Genomic DNA, 16,386 nt, shown 5'->3' with positions numbered 1-16,386 from the left:
GCGCTGGCACCGCAGGGAAGATTCGTCCGACGGGGACGAGAGGTGCGGCACGACACGTGCGACCGCGCCAACAGTTGGCCGGATCTTGTTCTCTGCCGACCCTGTGCAGGGAAGATCTAGATCTAGGCCGAGGCCCCCCGCGGCCAGAACTGGACCAAGAACTGCTCCCGCGGATCCGCTTCGTCATCGGCCCGTGTGTACACCCGTACGTTCCACAGCCGCTCCGGCTCCCCGAGCAGCAGGAACCCGTCCTGCACGCCCGTGTACAGCTCCGCCGCGCAGACTTCTCCGGCCTCCGAGCGGAGGACGCGGGTAACGACATCCGCCCACGGCTCGCGCTGACCCCCCGGCTCGTCGTCCCACACTTCGAGCGTGAGGCTCACGAGGTCGTCCTCGGCCGAGAGCCTGAGGCCGCCGCGCTCGGACGCCTCGAAGGGGTCCCAGGAGAACGACACATCGACGATGAAGAAGGTCCCGTCGTGGACGTCGATCTCGCAGTCGCTACGGGAGATCAGGGGCACGAGCTCATGTCCTGTCCAGGTCCGGGCGGAACTCGTGCACCACTTCGATGACGCCGGAGATGTGCGCGTTGAACTCGTCCAGCTCCTCGGCGGGCACCCACAGTTCGAGAATCGTCTCCCCGCCGGCCTGCTGGATCGGATAGCGGGCCAGGAAGTCTTCGGGCACGTGAAAGCGGGTCACATAGCCGACCCCATAGCGGGGAGCATTCCAGTCACGGGCGATCCTGATCGCGTAGTCCTCGTTGAGCACGGGATAGAAGATCGGCTGCTCGGGCAGCCGCGGCGGCCACGCCCGCCACCCGGACCGCCGGACCAGTTCCAACTCCTCCGGCCCGGTCGGCCGCCACAAGGTCCGCAACTCGCCTGACATGATCATCTCCTCCCGCGACCCCCAACCTAACCGGCCGGATCATGAGAAGGCATCCGAAATGTTCCGGTGACGCGTACGGACGGCGGGGACGGCTCAGCGGGCCGCGCGCACGGTCTCCCGCGCCGCGCGGGCGAGCTTCTCGTCGTACGGCCGGCCCAGCTCACGCGCGAGCTCGATGGTCCGGTCGAGCAGCGTCAGCGCCTCGTCACAGCGGCCCGCCGCGCGGCACGTCTCGGCGTAGGTGTGCAGGACATCGATCTCCAGCTGCACCTCGGCCAGCGGTTCCAGCAGCTCGAAGGCCCGCCGGTGGTGTTCGAGCGCCTTCTCGGGTGAGCCCGTGATCCGCAGCGCGACACCGAGATAGTTGTGGCACCACGCCTGGTTGTGCTGGAGATTGTGCTGCTCGGACAGCTGCAACGCGTCACGCAGCGTTCGCAGCGACTCCGCCGGGTCGTCCGGTGCCAGTGCGAGACCGAGGGTGACCAGCCCGGTGATCTGTGCGGGCCCGCCCGCCAGTGCGACGGATGCCCGGGCGAGTTCGACGGCTTCGCCGCGCTGCCCGAGGTGAAGTGTCACCCATCCGTCGAAGGCCAGCGCCTGGGACTGTCCCGCGTGGCGCCCGATCTTCTCGAACAGCTCGCGTGCCCGCCGGAAGTGCGCCTGTGCCGCTTCGAGGTCACCGAGATCCCGGCGCACCATGCCGATACGCAGCGCCAGGGCGGCTGCGACGTCGTCGTCCGGCCCTGACCGCTCGGCCAGCTCGTAGGCGGAGAGCGCCTCGCTGAGGCGTCCGGCGGCGGCACGGGCGTACCCGAGGTCCGCGAGCAGCGAAGCCCGCTGCTGGTCGCGGCCGAGACGCGCCGCGGCGGCCGCGGCGGCTTCGAGCAGGCGTGCCTGGTCGTCGGTTCCGCGGTGCCTGAAGAACCAGACCCGCATGGCCTGCGGCAGCTCGGCCACCACCTCGTCCACGCCGAGCCGCACGGCGGCGTCGAAGCAGGCCACCAGGTTGACGTACTCGAGGTCGAACCAGGCCATGGCCCTCGCCGGATCTCCCGGCGAGGGTTCCTCGCGGTGCGGCGAGGGCAGGGTCCGCTCGTGGGCGACGGCCTGCGCCAGATAGTGCATGAGGACCCGGCGCAGGGCGGCTTCGGCCCGCGGCTCCTCGTCGGCGGCGATGTCCGCCGCGTACTGCCGGATCAGATCATGCATCCGGTAGCGCCCGGGCGAGGGCTCCTGGACCAGGTGGGCGTCGACCAGCTCCTCCAGCGACGCGCCGGCCCGGTCGGGCGGCATGTCGGTGAGCGCGCCCGCCACCGCCGCGTCGAAGTCGGCGCCCGGCAGCACGCCCAGCAGCCGGAACATGCGACGCTGGACCGCGTCGAGCTGCTGCAGCGACATGCCGAAGGCGGAGTCGAAGCGGCTGGGGGTGGCACGCAGCCGCTCGGCCAGCACGGCCACCGTCCAGCCCGGGCGGTGGCGAAGCCGCGCGCCCGCCATCCGCAGCGCCAGCGGAAGTCCGCCGCACTGCCGCAGCACCTGACCGACCGCTTCCTCTTCGGTGAGCGAGAGCCCCGCCGCCCGGCCGAACAGGTGCACCGCGTCGTCGTCGGTCAGCGGCTCCAGGGACACCGGCGGCACTCCGTCCAGGCTCACCAGCCGGTGCCGGCTGGTGACCAGGACCGCGGACTTCCCCGCGCCGGGGAGCAGCGGGCGCACCTGCTCCGCGTCGACCGCGTTGTCGAGCACGACGAGGATCCGCCTCCGGGACAGCTCCGACCGCCAGAGCGCCGCGCGATCGGCGGTGCCGGCCGGGGGGTGCGTGACGTCCAACGCGCCCAGCAACCGGCCCAGCGCGGCGTGCGGCTCCAGTGGCTCCTGCCCCGGGGTGAAGCCCTGCAGGTCGAGATAGAGCCCGCCGTCCGGATACGCGGGGACGAGCCGATGGGCCACATGCACGGCCAGGCTGGTCTTGCCCACGCCGGCCATGCCGTCGACCGCGGCCGCGCCAGTGGTGCGCAGCAGCTCTTCGACCAGCGCGGACTCCGCTTCCCTGCCGGTGAAGTCGAACAGGTCGGCCGGCAGATCGTTGCGGCGCCTAGCGGGCGCCGCGCCGGCTTCCGCCGCCTCGGCCCACAGCGCGCGCAGTGGCCGGGGATCGCGTCCCACGGCCCGGCACAGCGCCACGACGGCCTCCCATGGCGGCACGAGCTGGCCGGTCAGGTATCGCGACAACGACGAGCTGCTCAGCTCCGTCTGGCGGGCAAGGGCGCGCAGGCTGAGCCCGCTCAGCTCCTTGATCCGGGCGAGCTGAGCCACCAGTCGCTCCTGGGGGCTGGACACGTGAAACACCGTACCCGTCCCGGCCCACGCGGACGGATCGGCGATGTGTCCGCGCTGGTCAACCGGGTTCCGCGTGTCCCACGGTGTCCCACGGACCAGGCGGGCCCCGGCACGCCGATGGTCGGATAGCACCTGTCGGAAACACCCGCGACGAAGGAGAAGCGATGTCGACCGAGCGCATGCCGAACCCGGCGGCTTTGATCCCCGGGGCGATGGAGGCCCTGACGGCGGTCAACAGCGCCATCGCGGGTGCCGGAGTGGACGGCAAGCTGCTGGCGCTGAGCCACCTGCGGGCCAGCCAGATCAACGGCTGCGCTCCGTGTGTGGCCGGGGGCGTCCACCAGGCCCAGCGGCACGGCGTGACCGCAGATCAAGTGCACGCCGTCGCCGCGTGGCGGGAGACGCCGTGGTTCAGCGACGAGGAGCGCGCCGCGCTGGCCCTGACCGAGGCGGTGACCCGGCTCGCCGACCAGCCGGACCCGGTGCCGGACCAGGTGTGGGACATGGCCGCCAAGCACTTCGACCACAAGGAGCTGGCCGCACTGCTGCTCAACATCGCGATCGCCAACGCCTTCAACCGGCTCAACGTGCCGACCCGCCAGCAGGCGGGCCAGTGGTGACACCGCCCCCGTCCAGCACCACCCCGAGCCACATCTCACAGAGAGAGGAAGTCATCATGTCGACCACCACGAAGACCACCACCCCCGAGGGCCAGAAGTACGACGGGTTCACCGAGGAAGAGCGCGACGCGATGAAGCAGCGCGCCAAGGAGCTGAAGACGAGCGCTCGGCGCGGCGCCAAGGCCGACACGGAGAGCGAGGTGCTCGCGAAGATCGCCGAAATGGCGGAGTCCGACCGGGTGATCGCCGAGCGGCTGCACGCCCTGATCAAAGCCCACGTGCCCGACCTCACGGCGAAGCTGTGGTACGGGATGCCCGCGTACGCCCGCGACGGCAAGATGATCTGCTTCTTCCAGGCTGCGGCGAAGTTCAAGGCCCGCTACGCGACGCTCGGCTTCAGCGACGAGGCGAACCTCGACGAAGGCGCCATGTGGCCGGCCTCGTACGCCCTGACCGAGCTGACCGCCGACGTCGAGGCGAGGATCGCAGCGCTCCTGAAGCAGGCGCTGAGCTGAGGACCGGGCTCCGGTCAGTCGGGAATCGGGCCCAGCCCGAGAACGGCGCGCAGAGCGTTCTCCAGGTCGGTGGCGCGATCGAAATCGCCGGCATGGCCAGTGAGAAAGGCGAAAGAGTAGCCGGCGGCTCCGGCGTAGTTGCCGCCCAGGCCGCCCATCCCGTAGTCGTCACCGTCGATGCCGAAGCCCAGCCCCCAGGTCGTCTGTGCCCCGAAGACCGCGTCCGTCCCCGAGCACTGGGCGGTGGTGGCCTCGGCGAGCAGGCCGGCCGACAGCAGCCGCGGCAACGCGGAGTAGAACCCGGCGGCTGCACGGGCGGTGCCGTGGCCGTTGACGGCGGGGATCTCGGCGGCCCGCCAGGCGGCGGAGTTGACCACGGCCGGGTCCTGGGCACCGGGCGGATTGCCGATCGCCCGGGGGTAGAGGCCGGGCTTGCCGTCCAGCGCGGCAGCCCGGAAGGCCGGGGTCAATCCGGTCAGCTCGATCGCCCGTGCCTGTTCCGCGGGGCCGAGGCCGATGTGAAAGTCCAGCTCGTGTGGGCCGCAGACCTCCTCGGCGAGAAAGCGGCCGAGCGTCCGCCCGTCGGTGCGCCGGACCAGTTCGCCGACCAGGTGCCCGTAGAACAACGCCGACTCGCCATGCGCGGTGCCCGGCTCCCACGACGGCTCCTGCGCGGCGAGAAGCGCGCACAGCCGGTCCCAGTCGTAGAAGGTCTCGGTGGGCACCGGTCGATCCAGCGCCACCACGCCGGCCTGGTGCGACAGGACATGTCGTACGGTCGCCGGCGCGGTGAACTCGGGCCAGTAACGCTGCATCGGGGCGTCCAACTCCAGCACGCCCCGATCCACGAGGAGCAACGCACAGACCGCCGCGAACGGTTTGGTCACGGAGTAAGGCATGACGATGCTGTCGCGTGACCAGCCGGGCCCGCCCCACAGGTCGACGACCCATCGGCCGTCCAGCTGGGCGGCGACCGCCGCCCCCGCTCCGCCGGCCTGCCGCTTCAGCACATCGGCGAAAACGTCCCGTACCTGCTCGAAACCAAGTTCCACCGTTCCGTTGATCATGGCGACAAACCTAGGAACGGAGGTCAGCCGAAGGCAATCGGCATTCGGTCACCCGGATCGCTGATACAGCGTCGGCCCCGGACGTCGGCGCGCAGCGTCACCCGCACCGCCGCCCGCGCGCCGCGGTGGGAGCGATAACCGTCTCGGCGCCGCCAGGGTCCGGCCGGGCAGGCCGGTGACGTTCCGGCCTGCCCGTGTCGCCCCGCCCGTGCGCGCGACGCGCAAGGAGGTTCAGGCGGCGGGCGAGTGCTCCCGGATGTAGCGGATCAGGCCGACGACGTCGTCGGGGACGAGACGGCCGATCGCGCCGCTGGAGTAGACGCTGACGACGACCCGCCCGTCGGGGTCGAGCACGAAGCCGGTCGACTGGACATACCTGGGGTCGTCGTTGACGAAAGCGCCGGTCGCGCGGGCCAGGAGGTCCGGGTCGGCGCTGTGACCGACCGGGAAGTCCAGCCGGAGTGTGGCGGCCAGTTCCCCCGTCGTGGCCTCGTCGTCCACCGACAGGGCCACCACCTTGGCTTCCACGCCGGTGAGGGTGTCCAGCGACCGCTGGAAGGCGCGCAACTGCGCCTTACAGTAGGGACACCACGAACCCCGGTAGAAGAGGACGACGCCGAAGCTTCCGGCCAGCGCGCCGGGCAGGTGCAGGGTCTCCCCGCCGGGAAGGGCCACGGCCAGGTCGGGAAACCGGTCGCCGGGATGAAGCAGTGTCATGTCGATGTTCCTCTCGTGTCGGGACGATGTGCTGACACTGTCTTCGCGTCACCGCAGGCCGAGGTCTTACCTCCTGAAGGCGGTCGAATACCATCGGACGCATGGCGGCGGATCCCGGTCTCGGGGATGACCAGGCCACCCCCGCCTCGGGCGACGCGGAGTCGGCCGAGTGGCTGCGTACGCTCGGCGGCGCCGGAGTGGAGCGGGAGGCGGCCGTGGAACGGCTGCACGCGATCCTGCTGCGCGTCGCGGGCAACGAGGTGCGCAGGCGCGCCCCCCGATTGCGCCTCGCCGGTCCCGAGCTGGACGATGTGGCTCACCAGGCCGCGGCCGACGCCCTGCTGGCCGTGATCGCGAAGCTCGGTGAGTTCCGCGGTGAGAGCCGGTTCACCACCTGGGCCTACAAGTTCGCCGTGCTGGAGGTGTCGGCCAAGCTCGGGCGCCACTTCTGGCGTAACCCGGGAGTGTCGCTGGAGGGGGAGGACTGGGAGCGCCTGCCGGACCGGTTCGGGTTCGACCCGGCCGAACGCTGCGAGCGGCATGATCTGCTCGCCACGCTGCGCCGGGCGGTTGACGAGGAACTCACCGAACGGCAGCGCCAGATCTTCGTCGCGATCGTGCTCAACGGCGTCCCGACGGACGCTCTGGCCGTCGAGCTGGACACGAACCGCAACGCCATCTACAAGGCGATGTTCGACGCCAGGCGGAAGCTGCGCGCCGCGCTCGTCGCCCGAGGCTATCTGGACATCGGCACTTCGAGGCGGTCATGAACGGATGGGATGAGCTCGACCGGTTCCTGAGCACCGACCCGCGCGACGTGGGCTGTGAGAAGGCGATGGACCTGCTCCACGTGTACGTCGAACTCGTGACGCGGCACCCGGAGGCCGCACGGCGGCGATACCCGGGGATCGTCGCGCACCTGCGTGCCTGCGGCCCCTGCTCCGACGATTTCGAGGGCTTGCTCGCCGCGGTGTCGGGCACCGCCGGCTAGCGCGCGGCCGGCGCGGGCCGCCCTGCCGGTCAGTGCAGCCCCGCGCTGCCGGTTTCCCACGGCTCGCGCCGGGCCGTTCAGGGAGCCCGCGACGCGTGCAGGCAGAGGTCGACCACGGTGTCGGCATACGCGGCGTCCAGGGCTTCTAGCCGCGCCGGCGGCTCCGCCGGAGCCGCAGGGCGATCATGGTGAGCGCCGTCACGAGCGCGATCAGGCCCAGCACGACGAGCAGGTTCCGCCCGTAGTCCAGCGGCAGGAGTGAGGAGTTGTCGGCCCGCCTGCCGATGCCCGCGACCATCGGCAGGGCGACGAGGGACAGCACGGCTGCGACGGTCAGCCCCGCCCGCACCGGAGACGGCTCGCGCAGCCTCCCGACGGCCACGCCGGCGAGCAGAACCACGGGCACGAGCACTCCGTCGTGCGCCACGATCAGGCCGCCGAACCACAGGGCCCAGCCGAGCGGGTCGGTCAGACGAGCGTCCACGACCAGGCCGGCGATCCCGGCCACGACCAGTGCGCCGCCCAGGCCGTACCCCAGCGAACGCCCCACGTTCACGCCGCCACCACCTTCGACACCCACTTGGTCTGCAGCACACCCGGCCTGTTCGGCGCGATCAGCCGTACGGGGAAACCGTGGTCGGGCGCGAGCGGCGCGCCGTCGATCCGCAAGGCCAGCAGCGTGAGCGGGTCGTTCCAGTGCGGTGGCCGCACCTCGCTCGACCGGTATCCCCCGCCCCTCTCCAGCGACTCGACCGTGAGCACGGCGTCCGGCGCGACACCCGCCAGGGCGGCGAGGTCACGCAACCGGATGCCCGACCATTCGGCCTCGGCGCTCCAGCCCTCCACGCAGGCGATCGGCAGCCGGACGGTGTGCTGGGGGAGCCGCAGCAGGTCGTCGTACGCGAGGGCCAGCGGCGTGCGCACCGCGCCGGTCACGGTGAGCCGGTATCCCGGATCGTGGATCACCGCGGTCACTCCCGCCGCCACCGCGGACTTGTTGACCGGCAGGCCCTGCGGACCGGTATGCGGGTCGCGCGGCGCGAGCAGGGCGAGCCCGGAAAGCGGCGCGTACGTCTCGCCCACCGTGAACAGGACGGTGAGGCCCGACGCAGCGGCCACGGTGCCGAGGAAACGCCGCCGCGTCGTAACCGCCTCCCGTGGCTCGACCTCTTCCCGCGTCCATAACTGCCTGCGCACCTTCGCCCATTCATTCACGACGTGAATGACCAGAGCTCCATACAGGAGGTATGCCGTCCAGTAGTGCGCGGCCGGAAAGGAGAACGGCCATAGGTAGGCGTACGAGACGTTCAGCAATCCAGTTATCGACTGAAACAGCGAAGCACCGACGAGAACGAGCACGAGCGCGCGTTCCACGGCGTGAGAGAGCGACCGGAAGGGTGGCCACTGCCAGAGCTTGGGATAAACGGTCCAGAGTTTCGCGAGAAGCAGCGGAATCGTCGCCAGCCCGCCGATCACGTGCAGGCCCTGCGTGACTCGGTAGAGTCCGACCGGCCGGGACGGCCACGCCAGCCGGCCGGGGGGATGCTGCATGAAGTGGCTGAACAGGCCGGTGGCGAAGGCGACGGTGAAGCTGATTCCGAGCCACAGGCCGAGCCGGGCGGCCACCCGTTCGGAGTGCAGCCCGCTGGTGAAGCGGCCGGGCACGCCCCGCATCAGCGTTTCGACGCGTTCCTTCACGACGGAATCACGCACCCTCGTTTTCCCGGCACGGCGGCGAATCGAGAGCCGCGCCGGGAAGAAGATTCACAAGCACATTCGCGACCATACCGCCGCCCGGGCACGCCAATGCTTACGGATCAATGACGGGCCACTGGGAGAAAGCGACGCGAAAACCACCGGATGCCCGCCGGACTGTCTGCATCACTCACCGGAAGACGGATATCGACCCGCCGCAAGGTCATCGGCAAGGTCCTGCAAGGTGAGCTCGGGATTCAGTGAATAAACCACCGCTTGCGTCAGCGGACGAAGGCCATAGACGTGCCGCACCGCATCGAGATTGAGGGGGACTCCGTAATAGTCCTCGGCAAACCTCTGGAACGCCTCCGGCGACGGATCGACGAGCAGCCCGAAAAGGTGCACGGCACCGTCCGGGTCGCTCTCGTCGTCCGGGTATTCGATCTCTCCCACCTGCCAGCGACCATCGCCGGACTCACGCCACAGGCAGGCAGTCACGATCGGCGTGCCGTCCTCGTCACAGAACGCGGACTCCTCCACACAGTGGCGGAAGGCGTGAGGAACCGAATCGAGCACCCCCGGCCACGGCCCGTCGTTCTCGTACGGGCTCATCACCGCCTCGTGATCGAAGCCGCGAATGTACGCGCCTCCAGCTGAGAAGACGATGGAATACTCATCCCCCGAGCCGTTCCGCATTGAGGCCATCTCTTCTCCCGGCCCCCAGTCCGCATCGAAGGAGTGGTAGCGGCTCTCCCAGTCCGGGCTCAGCACCGCTTCCAGTACCGCTAGAGAGCGGCACAGGTCGCGAAGCACTGGGACATCCGGCAATAGCCGGGCTACATCATGAGCAGTCATGAGTCCCATCCAATCGGACGTAAGTGACATCCTCCGGTTCGTCCTTTCGCAGGAACCCGGTGTGGCAGTCACGGCAGCGGGACTGCCTGCTTGCAAATGGGAACCAGTCACAAGGTAGAGGGCTCCTCGCGCTGTTCGCTGGGTAGTTACAGGCTGCCGCCCGATGCTATCGGTAGGGGTATGGTCCTGGGTGTGGTCGAGCGCGTCTGGCAACTGCGTCGCGGCGATGAAGTACTCGGTGACATATATCTGAACGGCGACGGTGATTTCCCCTGGCTGTCGGGACGTTTCGTCGCCTACCCCGGGTACGCGGCCGTGGAACCGCTGTTTAAGCAAGAACTTGCCCTGATCGAGGCAGACGGCAACCTCGATTACGAAGCCTGGGAAGCCGTGTATGAGCGCATCAGCGACCAACTAGAGTTGATTACACCCCAAGGCCTGCCTGTTGCGGACTTCCTTCTACACATCAGCGGGCAGCGCGCCTGGTTCCGATGGAGCGATGTCCCACTGGAGCCGTAGATGGAGTCAGGCGAGGCCTTGAGTCGGCCTGTAGGCCGGGTTCAAATTCCGCACGCTCCCTACCTGCGGCCCGGCACCCTGCGCCGCAAGCGACCTGCGAAAACATTTCCGTTCGTTGTCATCGCTTGCCAGTGCTTTCCGGCGCCATGTGCCCCGAAAGTGCCCCGGAGCCGGCTCGGGCCGTCAGCTCTCGCGACAACCCCAGGCGCTGACGGAAACTCAAGCCGCCCGACGGCTCATGATGATGTCCGCAATGATGCGAACCGGCAGGCACAACGTTTGGCCATGCGTCCTGAACAGGAGATCACGCGAACTGAAATAACCCAAATCAGCCAGCACGTAGCCGGACAGATCGCACGATGAGCAGGTGAGCCCGTCCCAGTCCACGGCGGTGCGGGCAACCGCGTCGAAGAGCGTCTCACCGCCAGCGTTGACGAACCCGCCGCCCTTCTGCAACGTGTCCAGGCCACCGTACAGCTCTGAAACGCTTAACCACTGGCTGTCGAGCATGAACTCCGGCCAGGCAAGCACCACCTGGTGAGGGATCAACGCGCGCAGCTGAGGAAACCGCGGATACCAGAAACGTCCGTCTACCAACAATCCTCTGACACGGCTGGCGATCCCACCGGCCCGTGCTACCGCTTCCAAAAGCGCCAGTCGCTGGCTGCACGAACCGCGCTCCAGGAGGAGCGTCCTGGAGACGGGTTGCTTCTCGTTCATGGCGTACACCGGACGCACCCGTGCGGTGATGAGCCGGTGGGCCGCGACCAGAAGATCTCGGTCCGTCCCGGCGCTCCCGTCCTGAGCTTCGGCCACCAACTTACGTATCCGTGGATGCTTCCAATCGAGAATGGGCGTGGCCGCCAACTCGCGCTCGACCGCCGCCCGGTGGGAAACAGCAGCGCGACGGCACCATGACGCCGAGATCACCGACTTCATTCCAACGATCGTATCGGTGGCCGTCGTCACGCAGTTCGTCACTCACCTATCCAAGGCTGTCCCCGCCCTCAGTAGAGAGCGCCTCGATATAGAAGTGCGCAACCTGGGAGGACTCATAAGGTCCATCGCCATCTGTGTCGTACTGAGGTTCATCGAACTTCACCCAGTACATGCGTAGATCGCGGCCAGCGCCTTGTTCGTCTATGCAGGAGTCGATCACTGACCCGGTAGGTTCCGCCGGCCAGGGGCCCGGACCATATTCAGGGTCTCTGTGAATCTTGACACGAGTACCAGGGGGAAGATCGGGCAGATCCATGAGGCCGAGCCTAGGGCCTCAAGGCCAACCGGCCTATAGGCCGGGTTCTAATTTCGCCTGCTTGTGATCTGGACGGATAACCTCGACACCCTCAATGACATGCGAAAATGCTTCCGTTCCTTGTCATCGCTTGCCAGCGTTTTCTAAGGCGGTGTGCCCCCGAAATCGCTCCGGCCTCGTCACCTTTTGGACCCGTGGCTTCCAGCTACAACCCCGATCGAGTCATGACTCAGAGGTTCCCTTGTGGCACCATCTCCCATAGGTGTGATGCAGGGGGTGTTCGAGTGGGCGTGATACTTACTCCAGATAACGACGATGTCACCTGTAACGTGAGCTGGTCGTGCACCTGGTTCGGCTACTTCCGAAGGGAACTGGCGACAGCAGAGGGGTTCGACCTCGATTCGATGGCCGGATTCGGCGGTGACCGTTCATGGGACACGGTGGAGACAAGCCTCGCCCCTCTGCTGAATCATCCAGACGACAGTGGCGATCTGACGGCAGCTGAATGCGCCCAGGTGTTACCTCGCCTCTCGGAGATCATCTCGTCATGGCGTACTAGGCCGTCGGAACACTGGCAGGCGTACGCGGAACGGGGACAAGACCTGATCGAAGTCTTGCAGGTGTGCATCCGGCAGGGCGTTTCCCTCATGTTCTGCTGAGACCTCCAGAATGCGTCGACGCCAGCGTTTCACCCCCGTCCTGATCTTCCTGTCTGCCTTCGACCCGCCCTTCCACCTCAACCCCGTGCGGCCCCCGCGCGTGTCGCGATCGTCCCGGAGCCTGAGCGCCCCGGGGTCTGGGGCAGCGCCCCAAGGTCTTCGCTGCTCCTCTGGAAAAAGACTTCATCGGCGCAGAAGTGATCGGGGCCGGTAGCCACGCAGATAAGACACGCAAAGGCCCTCGCCGGTTCTCCGGGAGGGCCTCTGAGGTGGAGCCGCCTAAGGGAATCGAACCCTTGACCCCTTCATTACGAGTTAGATCACGACCGTCCAGGACCGTCCACGGTTGTCTTCCGGGCCTGGTGGGGCGGTCTCTGCAGGATCCCTCAGTCCACGGTCGTCCAGGTCCGTCCAGACCTGTTGTTAGCACTCGGGTTAGCAAGGTCATTGGATTGGGTGCTCGTGAGGGAGGGGGTCACGTACCTTGTCGACGCATCGCTTACTGCTTGCGCCGAACTTGGCGAAATTTCGCCGTCCCTGGGTGAGGCTCAGTCCATAGTTGGGACCACCGCGAACCTCGTCGGCGTCATGCTCATCCTGGCCGTCGTCCTCCCAGAAGCACACCGGGCAGATCTCGTGCATGCCCCGCTCCTCAAGAGTGAGGAACCCGCAGCACGGACACGGATACAGCTCGTCGCCCTTACGACGCACGATGTTCATGAACGTCACCACCGCACGGTAACGCACCTGTCCATCTGCCCATGGATCCGCACTGAGCGGACTACATTGCAGATCACCTCGCGGCAGTCCGGTCAGCCTTCGCCGTGCATGATCTCCGTCACTTGGAGCACGTCCGTGACGACGTGGTCCGCCTCGTGCTCCTGATTGGGCCCGTTCCCCCGGTCGACCCAGAGCCGTACGCACGCCGGCGGCCCGTCCCCCACCGATGTCCTTGATGAGATCGTCACCACCCATCCATCCACCGGCGGCCAGGGTCGAAGAGCGCGAGCCTCTGCACGACCACCGCCCCACGGGCAGAGCGTCTTCTCAGCCGGTGACGGATGGATACCGGGCCGCCGCGAGGTCGTCGGCGAGATCCTTGATGGTGAGGTCGACATTCAGTGTGGTGACCACCGCCTGTGTCAGCGGGCGGAGCGCGTAGACGTGCCGCACCGCGTCCAGGTCCACCGGAATCTCGTAGTAGTCCTCGGCGAACCGCCGGAACGCCTCCGGAGACGGATCGGTGAGCCGCGCGAATAGGTATGACGCCCCGTCGGGGTCGCTCGCGCCGTCAGGGTAGTCGATCTCTCCCACCCGCCAGCAGTCGTCACCGGTCCCGCGCCACAGGTAGGCAGTCAGGACCGGCATCCCGTCCTCGTCGCAGAACGCGGGCTCGGCCACGCAGTGCCGAAAGACCTCGGGAACCGAGTCGAGCACCCCCGGCCACGGCCCGTCGTTGCCGTACGGGCTCATCGCCGCCTCGTGGTCGAAGCCGCGGATGTAGGCACCCGCTGCCGAGAAGACGATGGAGTACTCGTCTCCGGAACCGCTGCGCATCGAGGCCATCTCCTCCCCGGGACCCCACCCTGCGTCGAAGCAGTGGTAGCGGCTCTCCCACCCTGGGCTGAGGATGGCCTCCAGCACCGCCATGGACCGGCACAGGTCACGGAGCACCGGAACATCGGGCAACAGCCGGGCCACGTCGTGAGCGGACATGCTCTCCATCCAACCGCGCACGGTAGCGTGATCCGGCGCTTCTCCGACCGACCGGAACAACCGGCTTCCAAGTCAGGACGAACCTTCCGCTTTTCAGGCGGAACAATCGCCCTGCTCCCCCGGACCCTGCCGAGGTCAGCGGTGCTGGGCGGATGTCCACGCGCGCTCATGGTGGCCGACGTTGTCGTCAGTGTTGTCGTCACATCAGCCGTAGCGCTGAAGAATCTCGATGCCTTGCAGTACGTCGGTAACCACGTGGTCGGCCTGGTGGTCGACTCCGGGCCAGGTTCCTCGATCGATCCAGACCGTCCGGAGGCCCGCGGCTCGCCCGCCGGCTATGTCAGCGGTCAGGTTGTCACCGATCATCCATCCGCCCTCGGCGAGAGCCGCGCCGCAACGCTTGGCCGCGATCTCGAACAGACCGACATCGGGCTTCCGGATGCCCTCCAGCCCCGACAGCGCGTAGGCGTCGACGGCCTCGGCCAACCCTGTGTGCTGAATCTTCCCAAGCTGGTTGTCCGCCGTCCCGTTGGTGACGATCGCAACTCGCCACCCGGAAGCGCGTAGCCGAGCCAGGCCGTCCAGCACTTCAGGCCGACAGCGCACGAGGTATGGCATCCGCTCGCGGTAGCGACCCCACAGCTCCTCCACCGAGTCAGGCAGGGCGAAGCGCTCGCGGACCTTGCTGAAGAACACCTGTCGGTGCGGGTAACCGTCCCGGTCAAGACCGATCAGCAAGTCAGCCGCCCCAACCTCCAGCCGGTGCTCCTCGGCGAACTCCTGAACCCACTCCCGAAACGCCGCGTCGAGGTCTACGAGAGTGTTGTCCAGATCGAAGAGCGCGAGTCGTTGCACGAGGACAACCTAGCCAGTCCCATGGAGCCGACCGGCAGATGGTCTTCAGACAATCCGGCGGCAAGCGGATCCGCACCCGCAATGCCACCAAACCTGAGTACCGGAAGCCACGGGGCGGCGTATGAGCACCCGGTTTAGGAGAGCGGAGGAGCACCTTGAGCTGCGCAAACAGTCTACGTACCACGCGGACCAGGCAAGATCATCCCACAGATATCCCGGAGTAGGCTGGCCGACCACCTCCGGCGCGGTAGCCGGGCTTGATCCCTAGCTTGGCCCGTATTGCGGCAGGTCATCAAGGTACTGCTCACCAGTAGCCTTGAGTCAGTAGGGGTGTTCGGTATGGGGCCCCGGTTGTACTCGCCCACTCGATCCAACCGGGCTCGGCCAGCGGGCCAAGGACACAGTCACATACTGAACACAGTCGTCCGGCATCTCAGCCCGAACGCCGCTCCTCGCTCGAACTAGGTGTTTCGTGGACATCCACAGGTACTGCCTGCCACCGTGTGAGGGTGCGATCTCCCCAAAAGTTGTACCGGGCAGCGGTGGCCGTGTTCGTCATCGCGCTGCTCGCGTTGATGATATTGATTCTCGGTCCGGGCGCCGGCTGGTGGCTGGAGCACGTGGATGGGGTCACCGGTCTGGCGGGCAAGGATTTGGCTTCTGCGCAGGACGCCATCCGTGGCCGTCTCCTCGCGGTCGCCACCGGCATGGCAGCGTTGGGAGCGTTGTACTACACCGCACGAAACGCTGACACGGCTCGGAGGGCTCTGCGGCATAGCGAGGAGTCCGCTCGGCGGACCTTGGAGCACAGCGAGGAGACCGCCCGTCGTGCTCACGAGTTGAGCGAACAGGGCCAGGTCACGGACCGCTACACCAAGGCCATCGAACAATTGGGCTCTGACAAGCTCGCCATCCGGTTGGGTGGCGTCTACGCGCTGGAGCGCATTGCGCGGGACTCCCCACGTGACCATCCCACGATCCTGGATGTGCTGTGTGCGTTCATCCGTGAGCATTCGCACGATCCTCATCCGCAAGACGGTGCCGCTGCGGGGGAGGCGTTGCGGACGGACATCCAAGCGGCGCTGACCGTTATCGCTCGTCGCGTCGCTGAGCACGACGACGAAAAGCGCGGTGTCAACCTCATCCGCGCAAATCTCAAGAAAGCCGAATTCAACGAGGGCAACTTCACGGATGCAAGGCTCGACGACGCGAACCTTGCCTGGGCGGAACTGAGCAACGCGAACCTGCAGAGCGCGAACCTGTCCGACGCGAATTTGGCCGATGCCTGCCTTGATGGCGCCTATCTCAATGGCGCCTTCTGCGCCTTCGCCAAGTTCGTGGATGCCGAGTTGCGCGGGGCACGGCTGGTCCGCGCGATCCTGACAGATGTGGACTTCACAAAGGCAGATCTTTCGCATGCCGAGTTGCGTGATGCGGACCTCGATGGCGCGATCCTGACCAACGCGAACCTCAGAGGAGCGAACCTCAAGGACGCGGATCTCACCGGCGCCAATCTCGAAGGTGCGAACCTCGCTCAGGCGAACCTGACGGGCGCGAAACTCACAAACGTGAGTCTGGCCGGCGCCAACCTTACCGCTGTAGTGGGTCTCCCCGAGCACTTGATGCCTCGCGCGGGGGCGGAGAAATCTTCATAAGCGATGCCGCCCGTGACCGACATGACGCGCGATTAA

General features: G+C 67.4%; 20 protein-coding genes. 7 read left to right on the top strand and 13 right to left on the bottom strand.

The annotated features are described in order from the left end of the window. Positions 1-122: 122 nt before the first annotated feature. From HHX35_RS38730 to HHX35_RS38720, 3 genes are all read right to left on the bottom strand, one after another. Positions 123-521: a hypothetical protein gene (locus tag HHX35_RS38730; protein WP_182903573.1), complete on the bottom strand. Its 399-nt coding sequence runs from the start codon at positions 519-521 to the stop codon at positions 123-125. Positions 522-525: 4 nt separating this feature from the next. Beyond that, positions 526-891, bottom strand: coding sequence for a hypothetical protein (locus HHX35_RS38725; RefSeq protein WP_182903572.1), 366 nt, complete (start codon positions 889-891; stop codon positions 526-528). Between the two features lie 93 nt (positions 892-984). Then, positions 985-3,231, bottom strand: a complete 2,247-nt coding sequence (locus tag HHX35_RS38720) for a tetratricopeptide repeat protein (RefSeq protein ID WP_220506379.1) — start codon at positions 3,229-3,231, stop codon at positions 985-987. Between the two features lie 164 nt (positions 3,232-3,395). Between HHX35_RS38720 and HHX35_RS38715 the strand changes: the two genes are divergently transcribed. Then, the gene (locus tag HHX35_RS38715; RefSeq protein WP_182903570.1) at positions 3,396-3,851 is read left to right on the top strand and encodes a carboxymuconolactone decarboxylase family protein; all 456 of its coding nucleotides are present in this window, start codon (positions 3,396-3,398) and stop codon (positions 3,849-3,851) included. 56 nt (positions 3,852-3,907) lie between these two features. Next, a complete protein-coding gene (locus tag HHX35_RS38710; RefSeq protein WP_182903569.1) occupies positions 3,908-4,366 on the top strand; it encodes an iron chaperone in 459 nt (152 codons plus the stop codon). 14 nt (positions 4,367-4,380) lie between these two features. On the opposite strand, the gene HHX35_RS38705 is transcribed toward HHX35_RS38710, so the two are convergent. Beyond that, the gene (locus HHX35_RS38705; protein WP_182903568.1) at positions 4,381-5,433 is read right to left on the bottom strand and encodes a serine hydrolase domain-containing protein; all 1,053 of its coding nucleotides are present in this window, start codon (positions 5,431-5,433) and stop codon (positions 4,381-4,383) included. A gap of 231 nt (positions 5,434-5,664) precedes the next feature. Further along, the gene (locus HHX35_RS38700) at positions 5,665-6,150 is read right to left on the bottom strand and encodes a peroxiredoxin family protein (RefSeq protein ID WP_139580318.1); all 486 of its coding nucleotides are present in this window, start codon (positions 6,148-6,150) and stop codon (positions 5,665-5,667) included. A gap of 101 nt (positions 6,151-6,251) precedes the next feature. Here HHX35_RS38700 and HHX35_RS38695 point away from each other — a divergent pair, with 101 nt between their 5' ends. Continuing rightward, positions 6,252-6,920, top strand: a complete 669-nt coding sequence (locus tag HHX35_RS38695) for an RNA polymerase sigma factor (RefSeq protein WP_182903567.1) — start codon at positions 6,252-6,254, stop codon at positions 6,918-6,920. After that, positions 6,917-7,141 carry a hypothetical protein gene (locus HHX35_RS38690; RefSeq protein WP_182903566.1) on the top strand — a complete coding sequence of 75 codons (225 nt, stop codon included), beginning with the start codon at positions 6,917-6,919 and terminating at the stop codon, positions 7,139-7,141. Before HHX35_RS38695 ends, HHX35_RS38690 begins: the two co-directional genes overlap by 4 nt. Before the next feature lie 145 nt (positions 7,142-7,286). Here the strand turns inward: HHX35_RS38690 and HHX35_RS38685 are convergent, their stop codons facing one another. The 3 genes from HHX35_RS38685 to HHX35_RS38675 form a co-directional block, all read right to left on the bottom strand. After that, complete coding sequence (locus HHX35_RS38685) at positions 7,287-7,697, bottom strand: hypothetical protein (protein WP_182903565.1); 411 nt, start codon at positions 7,695-7,697, stop codon at positions 7,287-7,289. Then, entirely contained in the window at positions 7,694-8,854 is a 1,161-nt protein-coding gene (locus HHX35_RS38680; RefSeq protein ID WP_310739602.1) for a molybdopterin-dependent oxidoreductase, read from the bottom strand. Before HHX35_RS38680 ends, HHX35_RS38685 begins: the two co-directional genes overlap by 4 nt. A gap of 168 nt (positions 8,855-9,022) precedes the next feature. Continuing rightward, positions 9,023-9,649 (bottom strand): hypothetical protein, encoded by a 627-nt coding sequence (locus HHX35_RS38675; RefSeq protein ID WP_310739600.1) that lies wholly within the window; start codon positions 9,647-9,649, stop codon positions 9,023-9,025. 234 nt (positions 9,650-9,883) lie between these two features. On the opposite strand from HHX35_RS38675, the gene HHX35_RS38670 reads away from it, so the two are divergent. Then, positions 9,884-10,210: a hypothetical protein gene (locus tag HHX35_RS38670; protein WP_220506378.1), complete on the top strand. Its 327-nt coding sequence runs from the start codon at positions 9,884-9,886 to the stop codon at positions 10,208-10,210. Between the two features lie 219 nt (positions 10,211-10,429). On the opposite strand, the gene HHX35_RS38665 is transcribed toward HHX35_RS38670, so the two are convergent. After that, a complete protein-coding gene (locus HHX35_RS38665; RefSeq protein WP_182903562.1) occupies positions 10,430-11,149 on the bottom strand; it encodes a transglutaminase domain-containing protein in 720 nt (239 codons plus the stop codon). A 600-nt stretch (positions 11,150-11,749) separates the two neighbouring features. Here HHX35_RS38665 and HHX35_RS38660 point away from each other — a divergent pair. Continuing rightward, positions 11,750-12,124 carry a hypothetical protein gene (locus HHX35_RS38660; protein ID WP_220506377.1) on the top strand — a complete coding sequence of 125 codons (375 nt, stop codon included), beginning with the start codon at positions 11,750-11,752 and terminating at the stop codon, positions 12,122-12,124. A gap of 444 nt (positions 12,125-12,568) precedes the next feature. Here HHX35_RS38660 and HHX35_RS38655 read toward each other — a convergent pair whose 3' ends face one another. The 4 genes from HHX35_RS38655 to HHX35_RS38640 all read right to left on the bottom strand — a co-directional run bounded on the left by HHX35_RS38655 (position 12,569) and on the right by HHX35_RS38640 (position 14,695). Next, on the bottom strand, positions 12,569-12,844 hold the full coding sequence (locus HHX35_RS38655; protein ID WP_182903612.1) for a CPCC family cysteine-rich protein: 276 nt from the start codon (positions 12,842-12,844) through the stop codon (positions 12,569-12,571). A gap of 92 nt (positions 12,845-12,936) precedes the next feature. Then, the gene (locus tag HHX35_RS38650) at positions 12,937-13,092 is read right to left on the bottom strand and encodes a hypothetical protein (protein WP_182903561.1); all 156 of its coding nucleotides are present in this window, start codon (positions 13,090-13,092) and stop codon (positions 12,937-12,939) included. Between the two features lie 79 nt (positions 13,093-13,171). Next, complete coding sequence (locus tag HHX35_RS38645) at positions 13,172-13,840, bottom strand: hypothetical protein (protein WP_182903560.1); 669 nt, start codon at positions 13,838-13,840, stop codon at positions 13,172-13,174. A gap of 204 nt (positions 13,841-14,044) precedes the next feature. Then, positions 14,045-14,695 (bottom strand): HAD family hydrolase, encoded by a 651-nt coding sequence (locus HHX35_RS38640; protein ID WP_182903559.1) that lies wholly within the window; start codon positions 14,693-14,695, stop codon positions 14,045-14,047. Positions 14,696-15,237: 542 nt separating this feature from the next. On the opposite strand from HHX35_RS38640, the gene HHX35_RS38635 reads away from it, so the two are divergent. Next, positions 15,238-16,350, top strand: coding sequence for a pentapeptide repeat-containing protein (locus HHX35_RS38635; protein WP_182903558.1), 1,113 nt, complete (start codon positions 15,238-15,240; stop codon positions 16,348-16,350). Positions 16,351-16,386 lie beyond the last annotated feature (36 nt).

It is taken from the genome of Microbispora sp. H10830, from assembly GCF_014161375.1.
GTDB classification, from domain to species: Bacteria; Actinomycetota; Actinomycetes; order Streptosporangiales; family Streptosporangiaceae; genus Microbispora; species Microbispora catharanthi.
The sequence above is the reverse complement of the archived record's forward strand: the minus strand, read 5'-3'. Positions and strand labels throughout refer to the sequence as shown.